12 protein-coding genes are annotated in these 24,441 nt (G+C 57.4%); 8 read left to right on the top strand and 4 right to left on the bottom strand.

The annotated features are described in order from the left end of the window. The first annotated feature begins 37 nt into the window (after positions 1-37). From menA to JS82_06745, 3 genes are read left to right on the top strand one after another with little or no spacing between them, the layout of a single operon-like run. Entirely contained in the window at positions 38-964 is a 927-nt protein-coding gene (gene menA / locus JS82_06755; GenBank protein QHK17821.1) for a 1,4-dihydroxy-2-naphthoate octaprenyltransferase, read from the top strand. A 1-nt stretch (position 965) separates the two neighbouring features. Next, positions 966-1,715, top strand: a complete 750-nt coding sequence (locus tag JS82_06750) for a ubiquinone/menaquinone biosynthesis methyltransferase (protein ID QHK17820.1) — start codon at positions 966-968, stop codon at positions 1,713-1,715. Next, positions 1,712-2,344, top strand: a complete 633-nt coding sequence (locus JS82_06745; protein QHK17819.1) for an HAD hydrolase-like protein — start codon at positions 1,712-1,714, stop codon at positions 2,342-2,344. Before JS82_06750 ends, JS82_06745 begins: the two co-directional genes overlap by 4 nt. On the opposite strand, the gene JS82_06740 is transcribed toward JS82_06745, so the two are convergent. The 4 genes from JS82_06740 to JS82_06725 form a co-directional block, all read right to left on the bottom strand. Beyond that, entirely contained in the window at positions 2,331-3,428 is a 1,098-nt protein-coding gene (locus tag JS82_06740) for a tetratricopeptide repeat protein (GenBank protein QHK17818.1), read from the bottom strand. The genes JS82_06745 and JS82_06740 overlap by 14 nt on opposite strands. A 102-nt stretch (positions 3,429-3,530) precedes the next feature. Beyond that, positions 3,531-4,493 carry a tyrosine-type recombinase/integrase gene (locus JS82_06735; GenBank protein ID QHK17817.1) on the bottom strand — a complete coding sequence of 321 codons (963 nt, stop codon included), beginning with the start codon at positions 4,491-4,493 and terminating at the stop codon, positions 3,531-3,533. A 387-nt stretch (positions 4,494-4,880) separates the two neighbouring features. Then, positions 4,881-5,177, bottom strand: a complete 297-nt coding sequence (locus JS82_06730; GenBank protein ID QHK17816.1) for a hypothetical protein — start codon at positions 5,175-5,177, stop codon at positions 4,881-4,883. A gap of 179 nt (positions 5,178-5,356) precedes the next feature. Continuing rightward, positions 5,357-10,228: a hypothetical protein gene (locus JS82_06725; protein QHK17815.1), complete on the bottom strand. Its 4,872-nt coding sequence runs from the start codon at positions 10,226-10,228 to the stop codon at positions 5,357-5,359. A 665-nt stretch (positions 10,229-10,893) separates the two neighbouring features. Between JS82_06725 and JS82_06720 the strand changes: the two genes are divergently transcribed. The 5 genes from JS82_06720 to JS82_06700 all read left to right on the top strand — a co-directional run bounded on the left by JS82_06720 (position 10,894) and on the right by JS82_06700 (position 24,173). Then, entirely contained in the window at positions 10,894-15,936 is a 5,043-nt protein-coding gene (locus JS82_06720) for a hypothetical protein (protein ID QHK17814.1), read from the top strand. Between the two features lie 172 nt (positions 15,937-16,108). Next, positions 16,109-16,399, top strand: coding sequence for a hypothetical protein (locus tag JS82_06715; GenBank protein QHK17813.1), 291 nt, complete (start codon positions 16,109-16,111; stop codon positions 16,397-16,399). Between the two features lie 332 nt (positions 16,400-16,731). Next, entirely contained in the window at positions 16,732-17,994 is a 1,263-nt protein-coding gene (locus tag JS82_06710) for an AAA family ATPase (GenBank protein QHK17812.1), read from the top strand. Between the two features lie 2 nt (positions 17,995-17,996). Further along, positions 17,997-18,587: a hypothetical protein gene (locus tag JS82_06705; GenBank protein QHK17811.1), complete on the top strand. Its 591-nt coding sequence runs from the start codon at positions 17,997-17,999 to the stop codon at positions 18,585-18,587. Positions 18,588-18,965: 378 nt separating this feature from the next. Next, positions 18,966-24,173 carry a hypothetical protein gene (locus tag JS82_06700; GenBank protein ID QHK17810.1) on the top strand — a complete coding sequence of 1,736 codons (5,208 nt, stop codon included), beginning with the start codon at positions 18,966-18,968 and terminating at the stop codon, positions 24,171-24,173. Positions 24,174-24,441 lie beyond the last annotated feature (268 nt).

The following is a 24,441-nucleotide window of genomic DNA, read 5'->3' as shown; positions in this document are numbered from 1 at the left end:
GGATGATGTTTATCACGGTGTTCGGCATCTCCCCGTCATGGAAGGCGTCAGACCGGTGAAGGCCGGATGGTACAACGCGTTCAGGCCGTGGACGCTCCACGGCGCGGTGGTGCCCGTTCTCATAGGCGGCGCCCTCGCGTACCACCACCAGGCGTTCGACGTCCTGGAATGGGTGCTGCTGGCCCTGGTCCTGGTGGGCGGCATACTCCTGCAGTCCGCCTCGAACCTCCTGAACACGTACGGCGACTTCTCGAAGGGGACGGACACCGTCGAGAACGAGACCCGCTCTCCGGAGCTGGTGACGGGCGTCCTGAGGCCGAAGCACGTCCTCCTGGCGGGGATGCTGTGCCTGCTGGTCACATGCGTCATCGGCCTGGTCTTCATCTGGCACGTGGGCTGGGGGATCCTGGTCTACGGCATACTCGGGGTCGCGGGCGCCGGCATGTACACGATCGGGCCGGCGTACAAGTACTACGGTCTCGGCCAGCCGTCCGTGTTCCTGATGATGGGCGTCCTGATGCCCCTGGGGACCTACTACGTCCTGACCGGGGACATCTTCTCATGGGAGGTCCTGCTGGTCTCCCTGCCCAACGCGTTCATGATCACAGGGGTCCTCACCGGCAACGAGACCAGGGACTACCACGAGGACAAGAGGGCGGGCGTGGGCACGCTGTGCGGGCACCTGTCCTACGAGAACAGCATCAGGCTGTACCTGTTCATGAACCTGGCATCGTACCCGGTGCTCCTGGCGCTGCTCGTCTCGGGCGTCGCGCCGTGGGGGTGCGCGCTGGCCTTCGTCGCGCTGTACGACGCGCACAGGCTGGTCCGCAACGCGCGCAGCGCGCCGACGGACCCGCACTCCAGCTTCATGCTGGTGCCGATGGCGTTCAGGCAGAACTGGCACTTCGGGGTGCTCCTGGTGCTGGGGTACATTATAAGTTACTATCTCATTCCGGTGATCTGAAATGGCAGAGGAAGAGCTCAAGAAGGGCGTCCAGTTCGAGGGCAAGGAGGAGTACATCAAGGATGTCTTCACCGAGATCGCGGACTACTACGACGAGATGAACGAGATCATGAGCATGCACATGGTGCAGGGCTGGCACAGGTTCATGATGAGGAAGGCGGGGGACATCCGCGGCAAGAGGTGCCTCGACGTGGGCACCGGCACCGGGGAGATCGCTTTCCACGTCGCCAGGACCGCGGGGGAGGGATCCACCGTGGTGGGCGTGGACATAACGCCCAGGATGCTGGAGCTCGCCGAGAAGAAGGAGTCCGAGCTGGACCTCCCGGTCAAGATCGACTGGCAGGTCGGCGACGCCCTGGACCTGCAGTTCCCCGACGGGTCGTTCGACCTGGTCACGTCCGGGTACATGCTCAGGAACGTCTGCGACATCCAGAAGGCCGTAAGCGAGATGCACCGCGTGCTCGCCCCCGGCGGAAAGGTCATCGTGGCGGAGCTCTCCAAGCCGAAGAACTCGGTCATCCGCTTCTTCTACAACATCTACATGAGGAGGGTCAAGAGGTACGGCCGCAAGTACGACAAGGGCAAGTCCATCGACGGGAGGCAGTCCGCGTACGAGTGGCTCACATGCTCCATCGAGGGGTTCCCTTACGGCGAGGACATGGTCAAGATCTTCAGGAAGGCCGGCTTCGAGGACGCCAGGTTCTACGTGAAGAGCTTCGGCGCCGTCAACATCTACGTGGGGACCAGATGAGGGAGTACGCCCTCTACCTGTTCGACTTCGACAACACCCTCTTCGACACAAGGTGCGGGATAGAGGCCATCCTCAGGGAGGCCCTTCCCGTGCTCGGCGTGGAGTACGGCCCGGACAGCTTCGACGAGTGCCTCGGCCTGACCATGGACCAGGTCTACGACCGGTACATGGGGGACGACCGCTCCCGGTACCGGGACTTCGAGAGGTCGTTCATGTCGGTGGTCATGTCGGACGCCTACCTGGGCGCGCCGCCGTTCCCGGAGACCGCGTGCGTGCTGGAGTCCCTGAGGGTCAGGGGCAAGAGGATCGGCGTAGTCTCTGGCAAGAAGGCCTACAAGATCGTCAACCTCCTGAGGGCCAACGGCCTCGACGGCTATCCCGAGACTGTGGTGGGCTTCGACGAGACAGAGAGGCACAAGCCGTTCCCGGACCCGATACTGAGGGGGATGTCGTCCTTCGACGTCCCGAGGGACGAGACGGTCTACGTGGGCGACAGCCCGAACGACGCCCTGGCGGCGGAGGCCGCCGGCGTTGACTGCGTCATCGTGGACAGGCACAACCAGCTCAGCGTGGAAGGCATAGAGTGCACCTGTCAGGTGGACTCCCTGGACGAGCTCATCCTCTGGTGATCCTGGAGAGGAGCTCCACGGCCTCCTGGACGCCGGCGGAGGCGGCCCTGACGAGGAGGTCCATTGCCTCCCTGTCGTCCATCTCCATCATGCCGGAGACCCCGAACGCTCCGAGGTTGTACATCGCCGTGGGCTCGCCCTGGTCGGCGGCCCTCCTGTACCACAGGGCGGCCCCTTCCACGTCGCCCTTTCCGTAGAGGATCCCGGCGAGGCTGGTCTGGGCGTATGCGAAGCCCTCCTGGGCGGCGGACTCGAACCACTCCTCCGCCTTCCCCGCGTCGGGCTCCCCCAGGGAGCCCTCGGAGTACATCAGGCCCAGGTTGTACATCGCCTTGACCTCCCCCTTGAGAGCGGCGTCGGTGAAGTATCCCTCTGCACCTCCGTAGTCCCCTCTCTCGTAGAGGATCCCTCCCAGGCAGAGGCAGGCATCTGTGTCGCCCTGGTCGGCGGACAGCCTGAACAGCCTCTCCGCCTCGGCGCGGTCCTGCGGGATGCCCTCGCCGGCGTCCAGCATGAACGCCAGGTCGTACTGGGCCTCGGAGTCGCCCAGGTCCGCCGCTCTGCGGTAGAGCTCCGCGGCGCCCGGCTTGTCCACGGGGACGCCGTCACCGTTGCGGAGCATGGAGGCGAGGACGCACATGGAGTCAGCGTCCCCGAGGTCGGCGGCTCTTCTGTAGTACTCCGCCGCCCTCCCCTTGTCGAGGGGAACGCCGGATCCGGAGGAGTAGGCCGCTGCCAGGTTCTTGACGGCGCGGAGGCTGCCCGCCTCCGCCGCCCTGACGAACCACGACACGGACTCGTCCGGCGCGGTGTCTGAGAGCAGGACGCCGAGGTTGCACATGGCGGTCGCGATCCCGGCGTCCGCCGCCCTCCTCAGCTGCGCCTCCGCGGCGGAGCGGTCGGCGGGGATGCCCTCGCCCACCATGAGCATGTACCCGAGCGAGGAAGCGGCCTGGGCGTCGCCCAGGTCCGAGGCCTCGGAGAGGAGCTCCGCCGCCCTCGAGGGATCCTTCTCAACACCGTCGCCCTCGCGGTACCTGTTGCCCAGCTCCCTGAGGGATGCAGCGTCCTTGCCTTCAGTCATGCACCGGCGGATGGTGTACTCGTTGATAACGGGTCCGATTGCCCCGGCTGGCGTCCCGGGCGGGATGTGCCAGACTCCCGCCGCGGGCCTCGTGCGGAGGGCTCATCTGGGCGGGTCCTCCGGGCCATCGCCGTCGTCCTTCCTCCTTCCCCTTTCGCGGGAGTCCTCGCCGATCAGCCTGTCTATGTGCTCCGCGAGCTTCTCCGACGCGACCTTCGCCTTCTGGTCGTAGGCGTCCACGTAGCACTTCAGCGTGGTGGACACGTCGGCGTGGCGCATCAGCCTCCTGACCGTCTGCAGGTCGCAGCCGGTCTTGTAGTACAGGGTGGTGGCGAAGTACCTCCTCAGGGAGTGGGTGGTGATCCTGATCCCGGTGTCCCTGCCCAGCTCGGTGATGGCGCTGGAGATCCTGGTGGGCGACACCCTCCTGAGGGTTCCGTCCCTGGAGCGGGCCTGCAGGAGGTAGTCGTCCCCGCGCCTCCCCTGGCCGTCCAGCGACTCCCTGAACTCCTCGACGGCGCGGAGGACGGGGTTGGGGATCTGCATGTAGGCCACCAGCCCCTCCAGGCCGTGGCCCTTGCCGTGGATGGTCAGCGTCCCCCTGTCCATGTCGTCGTCGCGGATGGCGCCCATCTCCGACCTCCTGAGCCCCATGTAGGCCCCCAGGCAGAGGATGAGCCTCTGGAACGGGTCCGCAGCGACGTAGGCGATGCGGAACTCCTCGTCGTTGATGAAGACCCTCTCGCGGGACTCCCTGTTGTGGAGCAGGTCGGCCTTCTTCACCACGTCCGTGCCGGTGTGGTACTCGATCATTCCAGCGAGGCTGCGCAGGTAGGCGCGCCTGACGTCCTCCTTCACGGGGAGGACCTTCCAGAGGTACTGTATGTCGTCCTGGTCGATGTCCTCGGCCTCGGTGCTGCGGTTGTCCGCCATCAGGAAGACCAGGCAGCGCCTCACGTTGCTGCGGTGGGTGCGGAGGGTGTCCTCCTTCCTGTTCAGGGACCTGAGGTGGTCCAACCATTCGTCTGTCTGGCGTAGCATCATGAAATCCGTGTGACGGTCCATGGGACGGTATCCCGGCGGGACTGACGAAATGTGTTTAGCCGGGACCGGGAGGCCCTTCGGGAAACCCGTTCCGAAAAGGCTAGCCTTTTAGACGGAGGTCGCCGATACCTTCGATTTAAGTTATCAGGTCATAAGGGTCCGACGCTCGATTCGGGGTCGGATCGCCATGGGTGAGAGGGGTTGGACATCATCCGTTGTGGCATTCATGTCTGCTTTCTGCTGTCCATCACAGCTATCTGAGAACGTTCTTGGCAGCATCTTCTGGAGTAATCTGACTTGGTATGTTTTCGAAGAAGAAGCGAAGCCGATAATAGTGCCAGATGTGCAGAAGTCGGGAGAGGTTTCAAAATGCTTTGAAAACGGTTGTCATGGGTTTCCATTCGTTCTTCAACGGTCATCTGGTACTGTTCCGCGGAGCACGGACTCAGCGGCGAGGAGATGGTCCGTGAACCGCATCCCCTTCTCGGTGAGGGTCAGGACGACGGTGTTCGGACGGGAGGTCGTTGCGATGTCGATGAGGCCCATGTCCGCCATCCTTCCGATCCTGTCGGCGGTGTGGGCGTTGCGGGTGACGTCGCGGTAGACGGCGGACTTCACGCATCCGGGATGGTCGCGGATGTAGAGGAGGATGTCCAGGCTGTTGGCGGAGTGGAGAAGGGTTCCGAGAAGTGTGCCTTCATCCATGCTATATCACCTGGTTGTCGAGAATCGGTAATGTGGGTCCCCGGCCCCTTAACTCCGGGGACCCGTTTGTCCTTCAGGTTTCTGGTGAGTTGCGCTCTCTCAACGCGGGAGCAGATGTACTCTTATGTTCGCGTTATCCGTTGCGTTCAACCCTTGTCTTGTTTCGGTTTTCAGTACCTTCAGCTCCTCATGAGCCTCATGGCGACGATGATAGCCATGACGACGATGAGGATAACGAGGATGATCAGGAGGTAGTCGGTGAGGCCCATTCCGTCGTCGGAAGATGCGGATCCAGAGGAGGATCCTCCGTCGACAGCGATGGATCCAGTGGCGGACACAGACACAGTTCCCTCGTAGGCGGCGGAAGCCATCTCAGGGGTGATGGTGAACGATCCGGTGACCGCCTGTCCGTTGAACTGGACGGTGACGGTTCCGGTGTAGCCGGGGTCGACGGTCGCGGTGATCGTGTGGGTTCCGACGGCCAGGTTGGGTGTGGAACCGGACTCGTACTTGATTCCGTCGATGTACAGGGAGATTCCGGTACCGACGGAGACAGTCACGGGCACGACAGAGGCGTTGGCCTTGGTGTAGGCGTCGGAGGATCCGATCGCTGAATCAAGAGGCTCAGTCAGGTCGGCGTCAGCATTCCAGAACTTGGCATTGTTGATGTTGTATACGTCATCCGCAGCATTAGCACCGGGTACGACCATCTCATATCCTGTGAGCTGGAAGACCTCATCATCCAGGACATTCTGGAAGGTGACGGTGACACTGGTGTAGACGGCCATGTACTCGTATCCGTTGATGTAGAACACAGAGGACTCGGCCTCGGACTCAGCGGACTGGTTGTTCCAGTCGATCTTGGCTCCGGTCAGGTCTGCTCCGGCGTAGGCCTTCACGTATCCAGCATCGATGGTATCGACGGGTCCGGCGAGGACTCCTCCAGCTCCGAGGACGGTAGGCTTGTCACCGATGACGAGGATTCCACTGACGTTGACGACAGCCTTGTTCTCGTCCTCGTTCTCGACGACGGTCAGGGTTCCGAGGATGTTGAGGGTGGCGTTGTTGTCAGCGTCGTTATTGACTCCATCATCTACGTTGACTACAGCGGCCTCGGCCCCCTCGGAGGTGGCCACGGTCAGGGTTCCGGTGACATCCATGATTCCAGTGACGTTCAGGGTGCCGTTGACAGTCATTGTACCTGCGACAGTGACGACAGCCTTTCCATCGTCATTGTCTCCAGCAGTGAGGACGTTGTCCTGTCCTGCGGGGATGACGGCGGTGGCTCCGTTGGCGACTGTGAGGGTGTTGTCCTTACCATCAACTACTGTGGTTCCGATGATCTGCACGGTTCCGGCGGAGACCGTGACGGCTCCGTCGATTGTGTCATCAGAGGCGGTTGTGTCGAAGTTCAGGTACCAGACCTGGACGTTCTGTGAGTTGGGTGTGGATCCGCTCGTAACTGTCGCGTTGCTAACCTTGGAGAGCTGGACGGCGCTGTCGACTGTGGATCCCTCGTCTCCGACGGGTCCCGTGATTGTTGCGGTGAGGACTCCGTTTCCGGTGACCTTCACGGTTCCCTTCTCCAGAGCGATGTCGCCGAAGACGGCGGTTCCGGTTACGTTCAGGGTGATGTCACCGAGCTCGACGGCGGCGGAGTCGCTGACGTTTCCGACCTGGGTGATCTCTACGGGGACGTCCATGGCCGAGATGGCGGTGACGGCCTTTGCGAGCGTGGTGTATACGACCTGTCCATCGTCGTTGGTGTACCATACTGCGTTGATCTTGTCGGCGATGGTGGAGTTGGCGATAACTTCTCCTGTGACGTTAACCACCTTGTCGGGGGTTCCGCAGAGGGTGGCGCTGCCTCCCTCAGTCAGGTCGACCACACCGTTGACGGTGGTGTTGCCGTTGATCTGGATGGTGCCCTCGTTCTCCAGGGTTCCGTTGACGGTCATGTTGACGGTCTTGTCCTCGGCGGGAACGATGCTTCCGTCGGCAGTGACCCTGACGGTCACCTCGGCGGGGATGGTGAAGGAGGCGCTGACCTTCGTCTCCTTGGAGATCTCGATTATGTCTCCGGGCTTGGCGTTGGCAAGGGCAACTGCGAATCCGGCGTAGGTGACGTCACCAGTCTCCTCGTTCTCGGTCATGGTACTGTAGTTGAATTTACCGGTGTGGGCGAAGGATCCGTCGGCTGTGACGACAAGGATTCCCTGAACGTCCATGGAGGTGACGTTCATGATTCCGCTCTCAGCGACGGTAATCTTTCCATCGACGGTGATGGTGAAGTCTCCTCCGGAGACTGTCTGGTCGGCTCCGACGGTGATCTCGGAAGCGATCTCGACGGGTCCGTAGACGTTGAGGGTCATGTCGTCGGCCTTGGCGATGTCGGCGAACGCGGTGGCGAAGGGTTTGACGTAGTTGGTCGTGGTCTTCTTCCCGTCCGCGTCTTCGGACTCGACGGTGTACTGTACTCCGATCGTGTTGGTGGCGGACGGAGTGTAGGCATTCTCGTATGTGACGGTTCCCAGGACGGTAATGACGGTCTGAACATTGTTGTTGAGTTCGAAAGTCTTGACCTTCTCATCGATAAACAGGGTGTCCTCGACGTAGACCCCGGCATAGCTGTCGACGTCATCGTTGGGGGTTCCAGAGGCAGAGATCTCAACCTCTGCATCGGTTGCTTTGTCGCCGTTGCCAATGGTGAAGGATCCCTGCTCAACGGATCCGGACAGGACGAGCCTGACCTCTGTGACAGTGTTCTCCTCGTCTGCGTCGTAGGCAGTGACGGAAGTGGCAGTGATGACCAGTCCTGTGACATTAGTCACGGAGACCTGTGTGGTGTATGTTGCTTTGTCCATGCCGTTGGTGAGGTACTTTCCAGTGGGTGCCTGGAAGACTCCCGTAACAGAGCCATCCATGTTGACAGTGGCACTATCGTTCAGGACGATAGCTCCGACACCGTTGACGGCTCCCTTGGATGCGACATCTAGTGTGGCGCTCTTCTTCAACTCAAGGGTGGCACTGGTATCAACTTTGAGGGTTGTTCCGTTGCCGACTTCGAGGGTTCCGTCGACGTAGACCTTATCTCCAGTGGTGGTGTTCTTGACAGTGACGGTTCCGGCGACGTTGCCCTTCTTGGAGATGTCTCCCGTGAGGGCGAGGGTGTAGTAGACCTTCTGTCCGTCGACCTTCTTGTCGATGACGATTCCGATTCCGGAGACGTCCTGGACGGAGATGTATCCTGTGTTGTACTGGTCCCTGGCGTTAACGGACTCGGAAGCGGTCAGCTTGATGTTGATGGCATCGCCCTTTCCGATGACTCCGCCGTTGTTCTCAATGGAACCAGATTTGCTGAGGACGATTGCACCAGTGTTGTTTCCACCGTTGACGATGGATCCGTTGTTCATAATGACGATGGATCCGTTGACGATGAGCTCACATCCATTCAGATCGAGGGTGGCGTTCGCACCGATGGTCAGTGTGACGCCAGCCTGAATAGTCAGGTTCTTCTCGAGGAATGCGCTGCTCTTGATCGTCAGGTCTGTGTCGAGGTTCTGGTTCAGACCGAGGGATTCGCCGATGGCTGTGGTGGAGACGATAGTTCCTCCTTCTCCAGTGGTTTTAGGCTGCTCGACACCAGGTGCAACGGCAAGGGTTCCTGTGTTAGTAACATCAGTCTTGTTTCCCTGAATGGCGTTGTACAGTGCAAGTGTACCAGCGTTGGAAATGGAGATACTGCTGTTGTTGGTGAGCGTGCCGTCCTCGGGGACCTCCACAAAGGCACCAGACTGGATCTCGAGGGAGCCGCCTGTACCGATTGTGAGGTTCTGGATGATTACCTTGTTCTCATCACCATTCACGGTGCCGACAGTGAGCTTATTTGTGATGTCCACACCGTTCAGCTTGACCTCGCCGGTGGCGGTGATGGTTGCTGCTCCGTCGATGTCTCCGCTGATGACGACGGATCCCTGGGAGATAATGATACCATCCTCACCTGCTTTGATATTACTGGTCTTGAGGATGCTTCCGTTGAGATCAACGCTCAGGTCTCCAACAATGGATGTTTCCTCAATAAAGAGCACACTGTTGGGGTTGTACTGGGTCATTCCGCTGATTGCAATCTTGGAGATAGAGTTGGCCCAGGCGAACACTGTCCCTTTGTAAGTGACATCCGCGTGTACATCATCTGATTTGGTGCTGGAGAATGATCCACCGGTGATTTCAAGGGATCCACCAAGGATGTAGAGGCTTCCCCTGGTTCCATTGTCGAAGTTTCCTCCAGTGATCTTGAGGGTTCCGTAGCTGGCGATGGCAGCGCACCTTCCATCGGTGAACTCCCCTCCACTGATGGTCATCGTTCCGCTCTCGTTCTTGACGTATTTTCCGCCGATGATCTTTCCACCGTAGACATTCATGATTCCGGCGGTGGTACTAGACTGTCCATTGACAATGACGCTGGACATGTCGCCGTTGTTCTTCACGACCGCACCGTTGTTGATGTCGAGGGTTCCAAGGTTCTGGATAGTGTAGAATGTGTTGGTGGATTTCGCTTTATCATCGTCGTAGTTCTTAGTCTCGTCGTTCCAGACAATCGCTCCGTTCTCAAGACTCCTCTCGATGGTTCCCCCGTTGAGGGTGACCTTTCCGCTGTTGTAGATGGCAGCTTTAGCGTGAGTGACGTTGTCGATGGTTCCGGTCTTGTCATCGCTGGAATCGACGATGGTTAGCTCAGCACTGGCTTCAACAGTGATGGTGTGACTGGTGTTGTTTGTGAGTTTGTAGCCGTTGAGGTCAAGCGTTACTTTCTTGTTGGCAGGGATTGTTACATCAGCTGCGATGTCTTTTCCGAGTTTGATTGTTGTGTAATCAGATTCGATACCAAGAACTTTTTTGAAGTCCCCGGCTTCAGTGATGGTCGCGGTTGTTCCGTCGTCCGTGACCTCACCGTTCACATCAGAAGGTACGACCATTGCGAACGCGCAAACCACCATGGCGAGCACGGCGATGGCGGCGAGCAGTTTGGTCTGCCTTCCTTTCTCATTCATGTTCATTATCATAGGAACATCTGCTCCTTACATTTCGGCTGTAATTGTTGCAAACCGACAATTCATAGGGTTTTTCGCCCTCATCATCGGCTCACATCCAACCTTAGCCGGGCAGAATCGAACACCCAAAAGGCTAGCCTTTTCAGACCCACCAGCAGAGCATCCCAATTCTGCATCCGAAAGAGTCTTTTTCTCTCGGATATGGTCGGTTATGAATGATAGAATAAAAAGCTAATCATCGAGAGCTCAGAGATTGTACAAACCGCCGACATGGTCGGGACCTTCCGGAGGCCCCTAGACGACCGCTTCCGACCGGAATCATACGATATCGGCACCTGTACGGATCTTCACGTTCTCGGGAACGGCAGGAGCAGCGGATCGACGATTCTTCTCTGCTTTCGGACCCTCATCTTCCCTAATATACATATTATTATAGGAGGGCCGCCGGGGCGCCCTTAGGGGGTGCATTTGATGCACTCGGGAGATGCCTTCGATTGCACCGTGCTCTCCCAAAATGAGTCCTCCCTTTCTATTGAGGCTCGATCGTGTCCGAACCGTACGGCATCTGCGGTCTTTCTAAGGAGTTTCCATCGGTCGCGTTCTGATTGTTCTCTTATGTTCACGGCGTTAGGAAATGAACGTCATTTGTTCCTATGAATGCTATAATGAACAAAACGAACAACGGCAAACTGATTGCTGCAGTTGCAGTGCTCGCACTGATTGCCTGCGCTTTCATGGCTGCCGGTGTTGCTTCCGAGGAGTCCGACGGTGCTCTGGCATCTCAGATGACCGGCGAACAGTTCCTCGCAGAAGCAGGTCAGGGCGTTATCACCCTCGACAAGGATGTAGAACTCACAAGTCAGGTTGATCTGAACAAGAGCCTCACCATTAACCTCAACGGATTCACTCTGTCCAGCGCCGACAATGTCGGATGCATGTTCTACAACGCCAATGGCGAGAAAGGAGCGAGTCCTGGAACCGCCAACATCACACTCACCATCAACGGCGAGGAGGAGGGAAGCGCCATAGACGCATCCGGACGTATCGTATTCCTCAGGGCCGACAACTGCAGCCTCGAGATCACCGGCGGAACATACACCACCGGCGAATACGGATTCATCTGGTATGATGTCAACACCGATACCGCCCCGACCAACACCATCAACGTCGAGAACATCACCATCAACACGGTCAACACCGCGTTCTGGCTGAGCAACGCCGCGATCGCGGAGGCTACCTTCACGAACTGCGATATCACCACCGGAGAACTCGGAATCTATCTCGCGACCGTCCAGAAGGCCACCGTCACGAACTGTGACATCACGACCAGTGGAGCCTCCTCCGAGAGTGCCATCGAAATCAAGGCCGGAGACATCGCCATCAGCGGATGCACCCTCAGCTCCGCCAGATATGTGGAGTCTGACGAATCGAACAACAATGGAAGTGGAGCTAGCATCTCCACCCTCACCATCAACAACAACTACTCCAACCCTGCGGAAACCGATGCGATCAACGTCACCGTCAAGGACACGACCATCACAAATTCCGCAGCCAGCTCCAAACCCGTCATCCTGACATCCGTCAACAATGTCCCCATCTTCTTCGCATGGGAGGGGCACGACGCCAAGGATGTCGCCATCACAGGCACAAATGACGATAGCATCACAATCGGATCGGTCACTGGAGGAGAGACATCCGTGGAAGCTGGAGATGTCGCCACCGCCAACAGTCTCCTGACGAACGAATCCGTGGACAAGGTCGTCCTCAACGGAACAATCGACGCCACTAGCGCTGCGCTCTCCGTTCCCGCGAACAAGACCCTCGTCATCGCAGACGGAACCAGCATCTCTGGAACCGACACCAACCCCATCTCAATCGCCGACGGCGGAGTTGTCGAGGTCAACACCACATCCTCCGCTGCCAAGACTTTCACCGTGAAGGGAGGAAGCCAGACAAACGGAGTCAAGTTCGTCGATGTGAGCGGAAACTTCACCGTCACTGGCGGATCCGTCCATGTGGAGGGCAACATCTCCGGAACGATTGAGAACAATAATGAAGATGATGTCTATATCAACGGCACAATCGATGGGGACCTCAACGTCACCGGAACAGGAACCCTGACATTCGTCAACGCCACGATCACAAACGGCGCCACGATTACCCTTGATGACGGCATCACCTATCTCGTCAACGGCAACATGAGGGTTTACGGTTCCATCATGGCCGCCGACCCCGACAACGACAATGTCGTCATCACTGTCAACAAATCCGCAACAGAGCCTAAGAACTCCCTCGTAGCCTACGCCGGTGCCACGATTGGAAAGGGTGTCATCGTCAACGGAGACGGAGAGATCGACATCTCCGCCGCCATGTCCACGATCACCATCAACGACGACATCGAGTCCGATTCCGAATGGTCCCAGTCCCAAAAGGTCGTTATCGGCGACACTCTGACCATCAAATCTGGATACAAACTCGTAGTGCTCGGAGAGCTCGTCATCAACGAGAACTGCACCATCATCATCGAGAAGGGTGCCCAACTCATCGTCGGAGACGACACTGTCGGTAAAGAGATCCTCGCTACCGGCGTCACCGTCAACGGTACTATTGACGTCGAGAACGGAGGTATCTTCAAGGTTGCCAACGCGAAGGATGTCACAGTCACCGGCGACATCATCTCCGAGGGAACTGTCGATATCAACTCTACCGTTACCATCGAGAACGGCGGAAGCATCCTTATCAACGACAGCATCTCCACTGGTTCCGAGTCCACCCTCAACGTTGACAAGGGACTCACCGTCGAGGTCGGTGGAGAGCTCACCATCAGCTCCAAATTCACCGCCGCCGCTGAGGGAATCTACAACAAGGGAACCGTCACTCTCGACAACGCCCTGATCTCCGGTGCCACGGTCATCAACATGGCCGGGGACGGCGCCGTCGTCGACGTCAGATCCGTGTACGCTACACAGAGCGCCTCTCTCCGTATCCAGGACAACGGCCTCGTCTTCGACGAGAAGAAGAACGATGTCGTCGATGGAACCACAGTCAACGAGACCAACGCCATCCACATCACCCTTGATGCGAACGAGGGCGTCAGCGGACTCCTCGTCACAGAGTCCGTCGTCTCCATCACAGAGGACGACGCGAAACTGTACAGCAACTCCATGATAGTCTCCGGAAGCATCAATGCCGAGGAGAACGGCACTGTCGCCGACCTCAACATCATCGTTGACATCCGCGGAGCCGGCAGGACCGATGCCGGAGCCGGCGGGATCTACATCGAGGCCGAGTCCTCCCTGACCGTCGGAGAGGACGCCACAACCAGATTCACATCCGGAACCCTCAACGTCGACGGAGAGCTCACCGTAACCGCAGATGGTGCTTCCATCGAATTCTTCGGTAGCGATGAGAAGGAGATTGACGTCACAGGAACCATCGTCTCAAAGAGCGCGATCACCGTCGAGAACAACGGAAAGATCAACGCGTTCCACTACAGCACCAGCGGAACCGGTGCGGCAAACTACTACACCAACCTCACTGCCGCCCTTGCCAGCGGAGCCACCACCATCGACTTCATGGGCAAGGTCCAGGTCCTTGAGAACGCCACCATCCCCGATGGAACCAGGCTCGACGGAAACGGAACCATGGTCATCGGATCCGAGGACAACAGGGATGTTACTGTCACCGTCGCCAACGGCGGATCCATCAGGAACGGAAACGTCACCGTTCTCGGAACCCTCGTGTTCGAGAACGCGAAGAGGGACGACAGGACCACCGTCACCAGCGACGTGGTCATCGAGACCGAACCCGTCAAGACGTACACAAACGTCTACACCGCACTCAACAATGCCACCGATGGAAAGGTCACCGTCAGGGGAACCGTGTTCCTCAACGAGGACATCGAGGTCAAGGCCGGAGTGACACTCGTCATCCCGTCCGGAGCCAACGTCTACCTCGACAACGGCGTCACCATGACAGTCAACGGTACCGTCGAGAACAGCGGAATCATCGACAGCATGATCCTGAACCCCGATGAGGCCACCGCTACCACCATACCCTACGTGGATGGAGACGGATTCCAGCCCGTCACCGACCCTACTGACGAGAGGGAGCCGGCCGCAATCGTCGTCAACGGTGCCCTCAAATCCATGGAGAACGTCCCGTACAACGCCTACTACATCCCCGGAGCCTACTACCAGATTATCGACACCGACGGTGCCTGGTACTGGATTACACCCGTCGAGGCCGCCGCTGACGTTGCGTCGACCGTCGAGAACGGTATCCAGATCAACGGAGAGATCGTCGTCGCCGACATCGACTTCGCGGGCAGCATCGAGGATGGTGCCGACCCCGTGACCGTTACCGTCACCGCTGACGGAAAACTCACAGCCGGAACCATCTCCCTGTCCCGCGCCATCCTTGATGTCGACGGACAGTTTGATGGAACCGTTGACTCCGCCCTCGGTTCAATCGCATTCGTCAACGCCACCAACTTCGTCGTCACAGACGGTTACGACAGTGATGACGTAGAGTACATGGCCGTCAGCGGAACTCCTGTTCAGGCGGACGACGAGGGTGCCGATGCATCCATGGTCATTGCCACCGGAAGCATAGTTGTCAACGATGCTACCAATGACCTCAACATCGTCTCCTCTGCTACAATCGGCGGAGCTGTTCACGCCGGACTCGAGACCTTCGAGATTGCCGAGGGAGCCACTCTGACCGTAACCGGCAACGGTGTCGTCCTCAAGGCCGATGAGATGACGGTTGACGGAACCCTTGTCGCCATCGACAGCGGAGCCGTCAATGTCACTTCACTGACCGTCAGGGGAACATTCACCGTCGCCGAGAAGACCGATGACAACAACGCCGGAAGTGCTTCGATCACCACCCTCTACATCGGTATCGCCACCAACGAGGATGGCGAGTTCGTAGACGCATCCGCGGGGGCTGTCACAGCGGACAACCTCGGAGGAACACTCAACACAGTCTACGTGTCCGCTCAGTCGACCTTCACCGGGAAGCTGACCGAAAGCATGGACTCTACCGGATTCTATGTCGAGGATTCCCTGTGGATGACCGTATACGAGAAGACAGGCAGCAACATCGTCAAGTCCGCCGCTACCTCAAGCACTCCTGCAACATACAACTTCGTGCCCGGAGAGCTTGAATCCAGCAAGTTCGTTGCATGGACCACCGCCGACGGAAAGCTCGTTCCCGCGACCGCGAAGGTCGGAGATGAGAACTACAGGCAGGTCTACGCCAACATCGACTATGAGGTGTACAACGTCGTCGTCGTGCTCGACAACACCGTTGGATCCGTCGCCATCGACGGACAGCTGCTCTCCTACATCCCTGATCTCGGCGGATACATCCTCCCCGGAGGAACCGAGCTCAAGGCCGGACAGCACACCGTCACCTACACTTTGGCAGCCAACTATGAGGGAACTCCTGTCCTGTCCTCTAGCAATGTCACCGTCTCCGGAATGACATTCACACTCTCCGGAGACTTCGAGGGCGCCGACGGGACACCTGTCGTGTACTATCTGAGTCTCGGAGGGGCCACTCCCGCCGACACAACAGTCGTCATCGAGGGCGGAAACGGCGGATCCGACAGCCTCGGACTCACCGACTACCTCCTGATCATCCTCGTCGTGCTCATCGTGATCATGGCCATCATGGTCGCAATGAGGCTCATGAGGAGCTGAAGGTAAACACAGCAACAGAATCGAAGGGTTGAACGCACACAGAACGCGAATAAAAGAGTACATCTGCTCCCGCGTTGAGAGAGCGCAACTCGCCAGTAACCTGAAGAGGAACAGGGGCCCGGAGTTAAGGGGCCGGACCCCACATTTATTTTTTGTTAGGAAGTGAACAGAGATGAGCAAAACCAGAATCGGCGATGTTCTGGAATCCGCAAACTCGGTGGACATCCTGTTCTATATCCACAATCACCCTGGATGCCGTAAATCGGACATCTACCAGAACGTCACGCGGAACGCCCACACCAAGGAGAAGATCGAGTGTCTCGGAAAAGAGGGACTCATCGATATGGAACAGACTAGCCGTCCCAACGCAATACTGCTCTCTCTGTCAGAGAAGGGACGGACTCTCACAGATCTCCTGTTAGAAGCAGAGCGGATCCTGACTCAGACCCATGAATCCGAGTAATCCTAAACTCCCAACATGATTTACTTCCACATGCCGGGATTTCAGGTTCAGGAATGATCGACGGAAGATGGGAGATATCCGACGACGGTGTCTGGAGAAGGTCGTCCTCGTGTCCGAGGACACGAGCGGTTTCGTCGAAAGCGCGTTCAGAATGCACCTCGCATGCGAGTGAAGCCGATTCCCGTCACGAGTCCGCTGTGCGACCGGTTTCTGTTCTCCAGAGACGTCTGTGACGAATCGACGTTCTGCACAAATACGAATAATTCACATTTTATAATCAGTATTTGTGAAATATATACAAATTTAAATAATTAAAATCAGAGTATCCCATGATGCTTCTGGAATTCACCCTGAGGAACTACGGACCGTTCCGTGACGAGGCCGTGCTGAGCATGGAGAAGGACGCCGGCGACGAGCATCCGGACAACACCGTCATCTGCCCCGAGACCGGCAGGCAGGTGCTCACATCGGTGGCGGTGTTCGGGCTGAACTCCTCGGGGAAGTCCCGCGTTTTCATGGCGATGGGGGATCTGATCCGTCTGATCGGCTCGGCCCCGGCCCCGAATTCCCGGATCCCGTTCTACAACCCGTTCCGTCTCTCCAGAGGCTCCCTCCGGGAACCGACCGGGATGTCCATCAAGTTCACCGCGGACGGGGTGCGGTACGAATACGGTATAGCCTTCGATTCCGAACGCATCGCATCCGAGTACCTGCACAGCTATCCGCACGGTCGCATAACCAAGGTCTTCATCCGTGACGGACAGGGCTTCACGTTCAGGAGGTCGGACGAATCCTCGATGCGTCTCATATCTGAGATGACACCGCAAAACACCCCGTTCCTCACGATGGCCGCCCAACTGAACAACCCCGTATGCCAGTCCGTGCACCGTTACCTCACCCGGAACATAGTCGTCATCGGGGATGCACCGATGAACCTGCTCTGGGATGTCCTGTCCCGCATCTCGGACGACGATCGGGTGAAGGACAGGATGGTCCGTGCCATGGGCATAGCCGATTTCGGCATATCGGATTTCATCGGCGAAACCCACAGTGCGAATGTCGATGACACACCGGGGCTCCCCATCCAGTTGAAACAGCTTCTCGAGTCGGTTCCGGATTCCAGGATCGTCAGCAACAGGCTGGAGATGAGACACGACTTCCCGAACGCGGACGTGGACGAGTCGCTGCACTACTTCCCGTACTCCATCGAGTCCCGCGGAACACTGCAGATGTTCAGCATGATGGGTCCTGTGATAGAGGCCCTGAGGGGCGGGGGCGTGGTTCTCTTCGATGAGTTCGGGTCGTCCCTGCATACCAACATATCACGCTGGATCGTCGGACAGTTCTCCGCCTCCTCGAATCCCAGAGGCGCCCAGCTCCTGGTCAACACACACGACCTGATGCTCATGGACACGGAGATGCTGTTCAGGAGGGACCAGATATACTTCACCAACAAGGACAGGGGCACCGGGGCAGCGGAGCTGTACTCCCTTTCCGACTTCAAGGGTGTGAGGAAGGACCTGGATGTCCTCAAATCGTATCTGTCGGGAAGGTTCGATGCCCTCCCGGACATCGACAGGGGGGACATACTCTGACGATGGGAAGGGGCCGCAGAACGAGATCCATGGCCCCCAGGCTGTTTATCTTCACTGAGGGGAAGTCGGAGGTGCTCTATTTCGAGATGTTCAGAAGGCGCGGAATGCCCGTCAGCGTGATCCCCATCCAGGCGGGGAACACGGACGTCATCGGCATCACGGAGTACTGCCTGAGAGAGCTGAGGCTGCGCGGATTCGGCGACGTGGACGGTGACAGGGCTGCCATAGTCTTTGACAGGGATCTCAACGCGCTCGAGAACGTACGCAGGGCGAGGGACATCGCCGGAGAGGTGATGCTGTTCATGTCCAATCCCTCCTTCGAGTATTGGCTCCTGCTGCACTTCAGGGACGTCACCAAGGCGATGACCCAGGGGGAGATGGAGGACATGCTGGGCGACCTGCTCGGACAGAGGTATTCGAAGGGCGCCGACCTGACGCGCAGGCTCCCGGATTCTGGGATCCGCGACGCGATAGGAAGGGCTGAGAGGAGGCTTCCGACAGGATCGTGTGACATCGAGACCTGCTTCGACAGGACACCGAGCACCATGCTCCACATCCTCGTCTCGGAACTGGCCGACCTGGCTGGCCTGTGAGTCCCGGATGTAGCCGTAGATGATGAAATCAAACATTTTAATCATTATATTTGTGAATTAATCACAAATCATTATTTTATATTGCAAAATAATGAATATTGGGACTCACGGGTGATGGATTCAGACTCATGTTCGTCATCGAAAAGGGGGCGATTCATGCAGGCCTTTGCCATCGTCCCTCGTATCCGAGTTCTGCGTTCCCATACGTCTCTCCGATGGGATGGGGAACTTAAAGCAGTATTTCCGATGAATCCGAAAAACTGCAGATTCCGTCCTTATTTCGAGACGGATTCAACATGTTCGAAGTCCCCATTGGTTTCCGAATAAGTTTTCACGACGTTTAGGAAACTTTCGTCTTATGTTCCTATGAATGCTATAATGAACAAAACGAACAACGGCAAACGCCTCATCGCGGCAGTGGCCATTTTCGCCATGCTCGCCTGCGTGTTCGCGGTTGCCATGCCCTTCAGCGGAGCCGACGCTGCTGCACCCACATATGCAGACAACGCCGAGATCCAGAGGGGAGACATTGTCACAGAAAACGCGACAGTGTCCTTCATCGACGCCGATGGGGCTGAGTGGGATTACGTCAGTGGAAACACTGTACCTATCACCAACAGCAGCCTCGGAAACACCAACATGAACATTGCAGTTGATGTAACCGACAAAACAATCGTTACCATCTCCGGAAACCTCATGGGACAGCCTGAAGGGGCACAGTACTACCTCACCGGAGCCCCTGCAGGATTCGAGTACGGATTCGTTTTCAACCTCGCCGACGTCGTCGACGATAACGGCAGTTATGTATTCGGTGATGAAACCAACCATGTGTTCATCGGATACAAGAATGCGGAGGGAGAGTGGAAGGTTCTAGACAAGTCTGGAAGCACAACCACACAGCTCGTCTACATCGACGCCGAGCGTGCCACCGGAAGCACAACATACTACTTCAGTGACGAGACCTTCGTCGAAGGGGAGACCGAGGGTCTCAAGTCCTTCACTGTCAACTACGACTTCAACCTCATCCCATACGGCACGTACGTCGACATGATCTACAGGGGAGACATCTCCACCCAGAACGCCACAGTGTCCTTCATCGACGCCGATGGGGCTGAGTGGGATTACGTCAGTGGAAACACTGTACCTATCACCAACAGCAGCCTCGGAAACTACAACATGGACATGCAGCGTGTCAACAACACGACAGTCCTCATCACCGGAACTCTGGCTAACCAGGCAAATAACAGTGAGTTCACTGCTACTGGAGCCCCTGCAGGATTCGAGTACGGATTCGTTTTCAACCTCGCCGATGTCGTCGACGCGGATGGAAGCTACGGATTCGGAACCGCCGATGATGCGATGTACATCGGATACTACAACTCCGAGGGAGAATGGAAAGTCATCGAGAAACTCGGAAAGACCTCTACACAGCTCGTCTACATCGACGCCGAGCGTGCCACCGGAAGCACAACATACTACTTCAGTGACGAGACCATCGTCGAAGGGGAGACCGAGGGTCTCAAGTCCTTCACTGTCAACTACGACTTCGAGACGACTCAGACTATCAGCAGCGGTGATGCAAGTCAGATTAACGAAGCCCTTGAGAACAACGATGTAGTCGTGATCGATGGCGTCACAATCACTAGTGAACTCACAGTTCCTGCCAACACCACGCTCGTATTCGGTGACAACGTCACGCTTGGAGATGGAGCAGCTATTGTTCTGACTGCATCCGGTGCAACCGCACAGCTCGGAGACCTCAGCGATGCAACATTCGGCCTCAACAACGGAACCGGAGGTTCCACTGTTTCCGTAAAGAATTTCAGCGGAGTCGGTGTCACCGTCAAATACGGATCGGTGACTATCGACGGAGAGGAGCTTTCCGGAACCATCAATGTCACCGATGAGGTCCTAAATCTTTCAGGAACCACGGAGACAACACCCGGTACAGACGGCTCCAACGCCCTGACGATCAATGCCAACGGGGGGACCACCGTCAACATCGCCTCCGACATGACGATCAACGGCGACGGCCTCAAAATCCAGAGGGCAGATACCAAAGGAGCAGTCACCGTCAACGCATCCGATATCATCCTGAACGGAGACATCATCCTCGAATCCGCGGTCAACATGACCGCAGGGGAGCTCACCGGAACAGGCACCATCTACGTCAACGCCGGAGCCATCTTCACATACTCCTCCAAGACCAGCGGAGTCACCATCGACAACTCCGACGGAGGAATCGTCAAGATCGAGGGAGCCCAGGGAACGGAGAACATCATCTCCAACGACCAGAACTTCGAGGGAGACCGCTATCTCTCCCAGGACACTGTCATCGAGGAGGGCGTCACCGTCACCATCACCGCCAACTCCACCCTCAACCTGATGGGATTCGACCTCAAGGTCTACGGAAATCTCGTAATCGAGAGGAACGCCACCATCACCTCCATGAACGCCAACGATGCTGGAACCATCACTCTCATGAGCACTGGTTCCATCCAGAATAACAATGGAATCATCGGAGACACCATGCCCATCACCATCAAGAACGGTGAGAACAACGAGACCCAGACCGTCTCCATGCAGGGTGTAAAGGGCGTCAACCTCAAGATGGACAGGGACTCTGACAACAGGAACCTCTACAACATGTCCGTCTCCGGAGATATCTCCAGAGTCACCGGAACCGATGTCCACAAGCTGAGCATCTGCAACGTTGACATCGACGCTGCTATGACCATTGGAAGCAACGTGGAGTTCTATGTCACGGACAACACGACCGTTGCCAAGAACGTCGTGTTCACCAACAACGGAGCCTACATGCAGATCGACGGGGAGTTCGTCCTCGGAAACGGAGCATCCGCTGTCATCAACGCTCCCACAAAGGGAACCATCACCGTCCAGGTCGGTCAGATTAAGAGTGGCGACGAGTTCGTCCTTGAAACTCTTGATGAGTCCACAGTCGCCCTTGATGGAGTGAGGGACGATTCTGGAACGACCGTCATCTACCATGGAACCACTGGAATCACCGTATCCGTCGGAAGGATCACCGTCCCCGACGAGGATGACGCCACCAAATCCAACGTCTTCCAGCAGATGTACGTCAGTGGAACTCTGGACTTCACCAATAACGACAGAAGTACCAATGCAGAAGAAGATGGAATTATCAAGTTCACTGGAGCAGTGTTCATCGATGGAACCCTGACCGCACCCGAGAAGAACACCATCAAATTCACCGATAACGGCTACTTCGACGTCTCCGAGGCTGGAACCATCGTCCTCAACGACGGCAACGCCTCTATATTTGATTACTACGGAGCCAAGTACGTAGTCGAGACCACCGTCGAGAACGCACCCGTCGAGACCACATACTTCACCACATTCGCCAACGCTATGGCCCAGATCGCCACCGTCCAGGACAACCTCGTCACAGTATCCGGATCCTTCGAGATCTCCGGAACATACGAACTCACCGGAGAGCAGGCAATCGAGGTCGAGGGCGACTCCGAGATCGTTGTCGCAGAGGACGGGCAGATTACCGTCGGCGTAGACGCGACCATCGACAACGATGCGTTCTACACCATCGAGGGACGTGTCATCGTCACCGAGGGTGTCGGATACAGGCCTAGCGCCACCGTTACTGGTACCAGCCACTACATCTACGCCGTGAAGACGACGGTGGAGGACAACACCACTACCTACTCCGGATTCAAGGTAGCACTGGACAACGCGACTGCTGGACAGACAGTCACCGTCGTCGGAAACGCCGAGTATGATGGTAACCTCGTGATTCCCGCCCAGGTCACCGTCGACGTCAACGAGAACATCGTCCTGACAGTCCTTGGAAACGTCACCGTGGAAGCCGAGGGCAAGCTTATCCTGGACAACAACGCCCAGCTCGTCGTCGGAAAGGACAATGCCAGAGACTACACAATCACCGTCAACGGAGACCTCGATGCCACCGAGGGCGGAAAGATCGCCAAGAACGAAGACAACACAGGCAAGGTCAACATGTACTCCACAGGAGCCACATCCGTTGTCGGCAACAGCATCACAGGAGTCACCATCAACGCAGCATACTACAGCGATGCCGGCGAGACAGTGTACACCTCGGTCGCCAAGGCCATCGCCTACGCTGAGGAGAACGCCCTGCCCTCTATCACCGCCACCGGAACATTCTCCGAGGGTGGAGCCATCGAGTCCGACGACGTCAACATCGTCATCGCCCTCAACTCCGTCGTAACTCTCGGCGATGTGACCCTGACCGGGGCACAGATCAGCGTCGCCCAGCCCGCATCCGGCAACACTGCCGACAAGGCCGGACAGTACACCGCTACAGTTTCCGGACTCACTGGCGCCGGCGATGCCGCCACCACCAGCACTGTGTCCGTCAACAAGACCACAGCCACCATCGCGAGCGTCGACTCTCTCAACGCTGAAGGAGTCACAGAGTACAAGATCACAATCGACTCTGTTGTGAACAACACCACAGTCGTCGCCGGAACCGTCGAGTTCGCTGGTGTCGACGACTATGAGATCAACACCCACAAGGAGCAGGTCCTCGCCGTCAACAGCGGTGCCACTCTGCTCATCACTGGCGATGTCATCATCAGTGGAGACTATATCGACAACAACGGATCCATCGTAATCGATGAGGACGCCATCCTGTCCGTCGGAGCCGACGGCGTCACCCTCACCGGAGACGTCGTGGTTGGAAAGGATGCCCAGCTTCTTGCCGGAGCCAACCCTCTGGTCGTGACTGGAACCATCACAGTGGATGCCGAGGGAGACTTCGGAGTCAACGGAACCCTCATCGTCGGTGCGGTTCCCGAGCTTCTCGGAGACGCCACCACCGGATCCATCATCGGAGAGGTCGTTCTCGGAGACGAGGCAGTCGTCTATGTCTTCGCAGGAGCCTCCGTCGCCGAGACCGAATTCTCCAACGAGACCTCCTCTGAGATCAACGCCACAGCGTACAAGATCAATGGAATCGACTTTGTCACAGTCTACACCTTCGACAGCATCGACATCAACTCCGATGTCATCGATGACTTTGTTGACGGACTCGACGACCTGTACACTCCTGCACCATCCAACACCGAGGACTTCAGCGCCACTTGGTACGCAGAGGGCAGCGAGGTCAAGGACGGAGAGACTGTCGGAGACTACGCAGAGGTCACAACCGAAATCCAGTACAACTCGATTTCCGTTACCATCTCCGTCGGAAGCCACATCTCGCTCTCTGTCGATGGCGTTGTCTACACCAGCACCTCCGACAAGCTCCTGACTATCGGAACCCACACCGTGTCCGCTGTCATCGATCCCGGATTCTCCGGAAACGTGACCATAACTTTCAACGGACAGGCAGTGACCAACGGTGAGATCACGATCACATCCGACATGATCAACTCCATCGAGGATATCGTGATCTCCGCAACAGGTAGTCTCACCCAGGACTCCACCGTTGTCATCGACGGCGGAAACTCTGGCGACTCCTCTATGGGCCTCACCGACTACCTCCTGATCATCCTCGTGATCCTGATCGTCGTCATGGCGATCATCGTCGCCCTCAGGCTGATGAGGAGCTGAAGGTAAACGAAAACCGAAAGGGAACAAAGGGTACGAACGCCGAAGTGAACGAGAACATCTGCTCCCACGTTGAGAGAGCGTGAACCCACAGCAACCTGAACAGGAAACGAGAGGGACGGAGTTAAGGGGCCGTCCCTCCACCTTACTTTTTACCCTTTCCGAACTATACAAATCATCGAGCATCGGTTCCTCTGAACCGATTTCGAGACGATTTTGACCTGTTTTCTGAGGAGTTCTAAACCTTAATTGGTTGAACTCCGTGAGAAAA

Source organism: Methanomassiliicoccaceae archaeon DOK, assembly GCA_009911715.1.
Classification (GTDB): Archaea; Thermoplasmatota; Thermoplasmata; order Methanomassiliicoccales; family Methanomethylophilaceae; genus Methanoprimaticola.
Note: the sequence above shows the minus strand (reverse complement) of the source record. Positions and strands in the feature narration are given on the sequence as shown.

Coding starts and splice junctions, on each gene's coding strand:
- JS82_06700 (QHK17810.1), top strand. CDS start 18,966: ATGAACAAAACGAACAACGGCAAACGCCTCATCGCGGCAGTGGCCATT.
- JS82_06730 (QHK17816.1), bottom strand. CDS start 5,177: ATGGATGAAGGCACACTTCTCGGAACCCTTCTCCACTCCGCCAACAGC.
- JS82_06705 (QHK17811.1), top strand. CDS start 17,997: ATGGGAAGGGGCCGCAGAACGAGATCCATGGCCCCCAGGCTGTTTATC.
- JS82_06740 (QHK17818.1), bottom strand. CDS start 3,428: ATGACTGAAGGCAAGGACGCTGCATCCCTCAGGGAGCTGGGCAACAGG.
- JS82_06745 (QHK17819.1), top strand. CDS start 1,712: ATGAGGGAGTACGCCCTCTACCTGTTCGACTTCGACAACACCCTCTTC.
- JS82_06735 (QHK17817.1), bottom strand. CDS start 4,493: ATGGACCGTCACACGGATTTCATGATGCTACGCCAGACAGACGAATGG.
- menA (QHK17821.1), top strand. CDS start 38: ATGGAAGGCGTCAGACCGGTGAAGGCCGGATGGTACAACGCGTTCAGG.
- JS82_06750 (QHK17820.1), top strand. CDS start 966: ATGGCAGAGGAAGAGCTCAAGAAGGGCGTCCAGTTCGAGGGCAAGGAG.
- JS82_06710 (QHK17812.1), top strand. CDS start 16,732: ATGCTTCTGGAATTCACCCTGAGGAACTACGGACCGTTCCGTGACGAG.
- JS82_06720 (QHK17814.1), top strand. CDS start 10,894: ATGAACAAAACGAACAACGGCAAACTGATTGCTGCAGTTGCAGTGCTC.
- JS82_06725 (QHK17815.1), bottom strand. CDS start 10,228: ATGAATGAGAAAGGAAGGCAGACCAAACTGCTCGCCGCCATCGCCGTG.
- JS82_06715 (QHK17813.1), top strand. CDS start 16,109: ATGAGCAAAACCAGAATCGGCGATGTTCTGGAATCCGCAAACTCGGTG.